Annotated in this window: 7 protein-coding genes; 1 reads left to right on the forward strand and 6 read right to left on the reverse strand. The window is 64.4% G+C overall.

Going from position 1 to position 5,421, the window contains the following annotated elements; all coding sequences use genetic code 11:
- Window positions 1–154 precede the first annotated feature (154 nt).
- From ACFE71_RS14645 to ACFE71_RS14660, 4 genes are read right to left on the reverse strand one after another with little or no spacing between them, the layout of a single operon-like run.
- On the reverse strand, window positions 155–721 hold the full coding sequence (locus tag ACFE71_RS14645) for a recombinase family protein (protein ID WP_375429507.1): 567 nt from the start codon (window positions 719–721) through the stop codon (window positions 155–157).
- Entirely contained in the window at window positions 721–1,329 is a 609-nt protein-coding gene (locus ACFE71_RS14650) for an AAA family ATPase (protein WP_375429501.1), read from the reverse strand. Before ACFE71_RS14650 ends, ACFE71_RS14645 begins: the two co-directional genes overlap by 1 nt.
- Window positions 1,329–1,562, reverse strand: a complete 234-nt coding sequence (locus ACFE71_RS14655; protein ID WP_375429502.1) for a hypothetical protein — start codon at window positions 1,560–1,562, stop codon at window positions 1,329–1,331. Before ACFE71_RS14655 ends, ACFE71_RS14650 begins: the two co-directional genes overlap by 1 nt.
- Window positions 1,563–1,578: 16 nt before the next feature.
- Window positions 1,579–1,938 carry a hypothetical protein gene (locus ACFE71_RS14660; protein ID WP_375429503.1) on the reverse strand — a complete coding sequence of 120 codons (360 nt, stop codon included), beginning with the start codon at window positions 1,936–1,938 and terminating at the stop codon, window positions 1,579–1,581.
- A 219-nt stretch (window positions 1,939–2,157) separates the two neighbouring features.
- Here ACFE71_RS14660 and ACFE71_RS14665 point away from each other — a divergent pair, with 219 nt between their 5' ends.
- Window positions 2,158–2,754, forward strand: coding sequence for an RBBP9/YdeN family alpha/beta hydrolase (locus ACFE71_RS14665; RefSeq protein WP_375429504.1), 597 nt, complete (start codon window positions 2,158–2,160; stop codon window positions 2,752–2,754).
- Window positions 2,755–2,792: 38 nt separating this feature from the next.
- On the opposite strand, the gene ACFE71_RS14670 is transcribed toward ACFE71_RS14665, so the two are convergent.
- Window positions 2,793–4,121, reverse strand: coding sequence for a serine hydrolase domain-containing protein (locus ACFE71_RS14670; RefSeq protein WP_375429505.1), 1,329 nt, complete (start codon window positions 4,119–4,121; stop codon window positions 2,793–2,795).
- Between the two features lie 504 nt (window positions 4,122–4,625).
- On the reverse strand, window positions 4,626–5,421 hold a 796-nt coding region (locus ACFE71_RS14675; RefSeq protein ID WP_375429506.1), incomplete at its 5' end, for a DUF3363 domain-containing protein.

Consider the following 5,421-nt stretch of genomic DNA (forward strand, 5'->3'; position numbering starts at 1 on the left):
ACCGGTTCAACCGCTGGTCGGCGCGCGGCTTCTGGCTGAAGCTGCTCGACGCTTTTGCACCGAAACCTTGAACTGGTCTGCGGTCCCATTACTCATGATGTATTCCCCTCAATAGCTGAGGAACATTTTGGCATCGTCCTACTGTAGATCAAGTTCAGGCCCGCACCCGCTCGCTTGCCGGGAACCGTCGGTAGAGCGTGGCGATCGACACCCCCACCAGCTCGGCGACATCGCGGGGCCGTTCGCCCGCATCGAGCAGCTTGCGCGCTTGTTCCGTTTTCCTTGGTGTTAGAAGGGGCTTGCGACCTCCTCCCCCGCCACCCTTGCCCCGCCTAGCGGCGAGTCCGGCGATCGTGCGTTCGCGGATCAGCTCGCGCTCCATCTCGGCGATGGAGGCGAGGATATGGAACACGAGCCGACCGGCTGGGCCGGACGTGTCGATGCCATCGGTGAGCGAGCGCAGGTTAATCCCGCGCGCGGCCAGCTCCCCCGCCAGCTCGACCAGCCCCTTCATGGTGCGCCCGAGCCGATCGAGCTTCCACACTACCAGACAATCGCCCGAGCGGGCGTGGGACAGCGCGGCGGCGAGCCCCGGCCGATCGAGCTTCGCGCCTGACACCTTATCGGTGAACAGCTTTTCGCACCCGGCCGCTTCGAGCGCTTGGGTTTGCAGGCTCAAATCCTGATCGGGCGTGGAGACCCGCGCATAGCCGATCAGCATCACAAGGCGCGGCCTTGATCCCGAGGCGGTGCCCGCAGATCGGCGGGGACCGCCCGCGCCGCCCAGCCAGGCATCGCGGCCGACTCGAACCGGGTGCGCCCGTCCTCCCGAACCAGCAGGAGCCGATGACGCTCCCCGCCATTATCGAGGACGATCGAGCGATCGGCGATGCTCATAGCGACGGGCAAGTTCGCCATCGCGCGGGCATACCGCCGGTCGCTATGTTCTCGGGGAACGTCATGCCCGCCAGCCCTCACCCGTTCGCCGACGCGCGCGGCCGATGTTTCCGCGTCGCGGACCCCGACGAAGACCAAGTTGACCTTGTACCCGGCCATCGCGGCGACGCGCATCAGCCGCAGCTCGCTATTGCCCGACAGCGTGGTCTCGAATCCGAACGTCGCGCGCGCCGCGAGGCGGCTTATCCGTTCGGCGACTGCCCGCCCGCCCGCCGCGCGTTCGTCGAGCCCGCCCGACGGCGTTCGCGGCAGATCGCGGGCGATGTTGTCGGGATTGATGACCGGCAACCGGCCAGCGGCGTAGCGGTCGACCAGGGTGGACTTACCCGCCCCGTTCGGGCCGGCGAACACCCAGAGTTGAGGCGAGGCCATCAGAGCGCCCGGACAACCTCGTCGCCTTCGCGCCGGAAGCGGACCAGTTCGCGGCGACCGTCCGGATGCTTCTTGATGAGCAGCCCGTCGGGCGTGTCGTCGTCGGTGTAATAGACCGGGCGACCGGCGGATAGGTGTTCGCGGACGGCGAGATCGCCGTCGCGCTCCATGCCGCTTTCGATCACGTCCCAGAGATCGGCGTCGCCGGTTCCGGCCGCAGCGGTTTCAGTCATGGCGAGCCTCCATCGATCAGAATTGAACAGGGCGAACAACCGTCATGTATATGTATGGGGAAGACGCACCTAGCAGGACGAGATCAGCGGCTAGCGAGCAACGTAACCAGCGCCAAGCTTCCGTTTTCCGGCCAGTTCGTAGAGCCTGCCAAGCCTTGATGGGGCCAACCCACCCCAAGGCGAACGCCACCAACCCGACAAAGCAGACGAGAATTACGCCAGCTGGTAAGGTTGTTGGATTGAGGTACGCGAGGCCGATGAAGAACAGGGCGGGAAGCTGGACCGGCGCGATCACCGCGACCGCAGCGAGCCACCAGGCCCAGCCGGAACGGGCAGACCCCTGATTGATCGTGCCGGCGTCGGTCGCTTCGCTCACCAGCACCTCCCGCTACCCTTCACTGTCGATCCATTCTCACAAACACCGCCTTGTCGCGAGTTAGTGAGAACGATACAGTGAGAACGGGTTTCGAGAAAGCGGAAACTCATCCTGGCGTTCGATCGGGCGCCGTTTCGCGGTTCTCATTAGACGTTGGTTTGTGGGAACGTGGCACTACGATATTGGCGGTAGCCAATCTACCGGGGGGGGGGGGCGGTCATGATGCAGGGGCAGATGGGATTGCGGGTGGTCGTACTGCACGGTGCGCACGGAGGTCCCGATACGAACTGGTTTCCCTGGCTTCATGCTGGGCTTGAGCGCGCAGGAATGGAGGTGGTGCGACCCCGGTTTCCCACGCCGCAGGGTCAATCGTTGAAAGCGTGGTTAGAAGCCTACGACCGTGCGGTTGCGCTATTGGCACCGGCTCCCACCATCCTGGTAGGCCACAGCCTCGGGGCCACCATGGCGTTGCGACTGGTAGAGAGGGCGGCTGAGCCGTTCAGCGGGTTGTTCCTCGCCGCAGGATTTATCGGTGCGCTTGGTTTGCCCGACTACGACGCCATCAATGCGTCATTCTTCGCCGAACCGTTCGACTGGAAGGGCATTGGTGAGCGGAAAGGAAGTGCGTGCCGCTGCTGGGCCGGGGAGGACGATCCATATGTACCCCTCCCGCGCTCGCAGGAACTCGCCGACCATCTGGGTGAGCCGCTCGAAGTGGTTCCGGGCGGTGGGCATCTGAACGGCGAAACGGGTTTCACCGCCTTTCCGCAAGTGCTTGACGCCATCCTTGCGACACGCGCGAGCGTGGTCAAATAGATTTTAGATCAACATTCGTTTATGGCAAATATCGTAGCTTAAGGTTTAACGTCAGCTTCTTTTGCGAAGAGCATGTCGAACGGTCCGGTAACAATGCGCCCACTAACCTTCGGCTCGCTGCTATTCACATGCAGCACCATGTCCGTCGACAGGATGAAGTAGGTGTCCGGCGCCGATGCATAGAGCTGCTCGCTGACACCCTCCTTCAGCGACAAGACCAAGCCCGATCCTTCCCCAGTGATCGAGAACGAGCCAAGGCCGGGGATGGCGTAGTTTCCGATAAGGCGGGCGCGTGTGGTGGCCGGGATCGGCACGCTCGCGCGCTCAATGCTGCGGTAGCTTGGCCATCCGTAAGCTGCGGCGACACTGCGGGTAATTTCAAGAGCGAGTTCGTTGCCCTGAGCGCCGTTGGTCATAACCGCTACGCCATCGCCTGAGCCGGTATAGGCGACCAGGAAGTTCTCATATCCCTCGTTGCTGCCGCCATGCGAGAAGTCGCGATTGGCAGACGCGCTGCGGACCTCAACGCCAAGTCCGTAATTCCCCTTACCGGGCGTCAGCATTGCCGTCGCAAGCGATTGATCCAGCAGAGCCCCTGCTTTGCCGCTTGCACTGTCGCGCACAACGGCGGCGTAGCGCAGCAGATCGCCCGGCGTGCTCCACAGACCCGCTGCGGCCAGTTCCGGATAGGTGTGGGGTCCGCCCAATATGGGCTTTCCCGTCGCGTCGTGCGGCCAAGCGGCGTTCGCTAGCAACGTGGCGTCGAGGGGCTGGGCGAAGCTGCTATGCGTCATGCCGGCGGGGCGGAGCACCTCGTCGCGCAGCACCTCGGCGAAAGGCCGGCCTGCCACATCGCCGATCAGCTTCTGGATGACAGTGTAACCCCCGCCGGAGTAACGCCAGGCTGTGCCGGGCGTGGTATCGACGACCACCGGCTTAGTGTTCGCAGGCGCGCGTCCGGCAAGCACATCATCGACACTCGGCACGGGTAGGCCCGCAGCGTAGCCAGGAAAGCCATGCACCGTCGTCCCCGCAGTGTGCGAAAGCAGCTCACGCAACGTGACGTGATCGCCCGGTGGCGTCGGCAGTCGCCAGCCTCTGAGTTGCCCGTTGACGTCGCCGTCGAGCGTCAGGCGATGCTGCTGGACGAGACGCAGCGCGGCCAGTGCCGCTACCGGCTTGCTGATCGAACCTGCTTGAAAAAGCGTGTCGGGCGTTACCGGTGAGCCGCCCGCGCGCGTGATGCCGTACCCCTTGGACCATTCTATCGTTCCACCATGCAGAACGGCGATGCTGACACCGGGTACGTGCAGCCGGCTCATCTCGGCCGCGATCGTGCGGCGCGGCGCGGGCGTACCCGCCAGCACCACAGCCGGCGTCAGACCCCGCTCGACTTCAGCTATCCTAGTTGATGTAGGAGCGACCGGCCGTTGCTGGGCGGCGACAGGAGTAGACACGAGGGCTAAAACGCACGCTGCTCGACATGACCTACTCATGGTCCCCGTCTCTTGGTGTATTGTATAAGCAAGACGCTATGAGTTACTGTCTTGCGTAGCAAGGGCCTGCTCCGCGTCAGTACCGACCGCCGCCACCATCGGTCGATTCCCATTTCTCGATCCTAACCGGGACGATTGCGAGCGCTTCGCGGATGGTTTCGACCATCTTCTAGTTGATCCTCTTTCGCCGATCGCGAGCTGACGGATCAGCATTGTGCGTCCGTCGCACCGATTGTGGTTTGCGTCTCAATGATCATGCGCCTGCCGCATCGATCTGTCTCACGCAATGTGAGCCGGAAAACGTCCCTCATTGCAGTTCCGGGCGATCATCATTGCAAGCCGCTACATGTAGCAGTCGATCATTCACCAGCTTGATCACACGCCAAGGCCACGCTGCCGCGAGAAGTCGAAGGAGACGGAGCCGCCGCGAACCATTGCGCGCACCTCGCGGCCGAGCCGCTGCTCGAGCACGGGTTTCCAGGGGACGAGGCTGAACCCAACTCCGTCATCGAGCATCGCGAACCGTCCGCTCGCGAGCATGACCGAGCGCCGGTACACGCCGCGCACCGTGTCGTTGTTACCCACGGGTCGGTGATCGAGCCCTGTTTCGCCCGACACCCGTTTGCCGGCCTGCGCTACGTCCCGCGTCCGAAGCGTCGTCAGTAGGTCACGGGCGAGGATGAGGCGTTGACCACGCCGGGTGGCCAGCCCCTCGGCTTCGAGCATCGAACGGCGATCATCGAGCGCCGCGCGGACCTCCGCCCCGAACCCGACGGGTGCTGGCCGTACATCCTCGATCAGCGCACGATCGAGCCAGGTCGCGCCGATCGCGCGCGCCTGGGCGCGAACGTCGAGATGCGAGCAAAGCTCGACTATCGCACCGGCCGAGCGGCTCGCCTCATACGCCGCGGCGCGATTGAGATAGTCGGGCGGTAAGCGCCAGACGCCCTCGCTCACCCGTTCGACGATGCCCACCTGCCGCATCGCCTCGAGCCGGCGGACATGCGCGGTCACGTAGCCGTCCGGATCGTCACCGGGTCTCGCGGCGGCCCGCGCCGCCGCGAGGTGCCGATCAATGCGGTAAATCCCGTCGGGGCCGGTCTCGGCGGCGATCGTGCGTGTCAACCGGCGTGCAAAAGGGACCCCCGATCGGCGTCGAACAGGGCCCCCC

The sequence above is a fragment of the uncultured Sphingomonas sp. genome (genome assembly GCF_964237155.1).
Lineage (GTDB): Bacteria > Pseudomonadota > Alphaproteobacteria > Sphingomonadales > Sphingomonadaceae > Sphingomonas.

Coding starts and splice junctions, on each gene's coding strand:
- ACFE71_RS14645 (WP_375429507.1), bottom strand. CDS start 721: ATGCTGATCGGCTATGCGCGGGTCTCCACGCCCGATCAGGATTTGAGC.
- ACFE71_RS14665 (WP_375429504.1), top strand. CDS start 2,158: ATGATGCAGGGGCAGATGGGATTGCGGGTGGTCGTACTGCACGGTGCG.
- ACFE71_RS14650 (WP_375429501.1), bottom strand. CDS start 1,329: ATGGCCTCGCCTCAACTCTGGGTGTTCGCCGGCCCGAACGGGGCGGGT.
- ACFE71_RS14655 (WP_375429502.1), bottom strand. CDS start 1,562: ATGACTGAAACCGCTGCGGCCGGAACCGGCGACGCCGATCTCTGGGAC.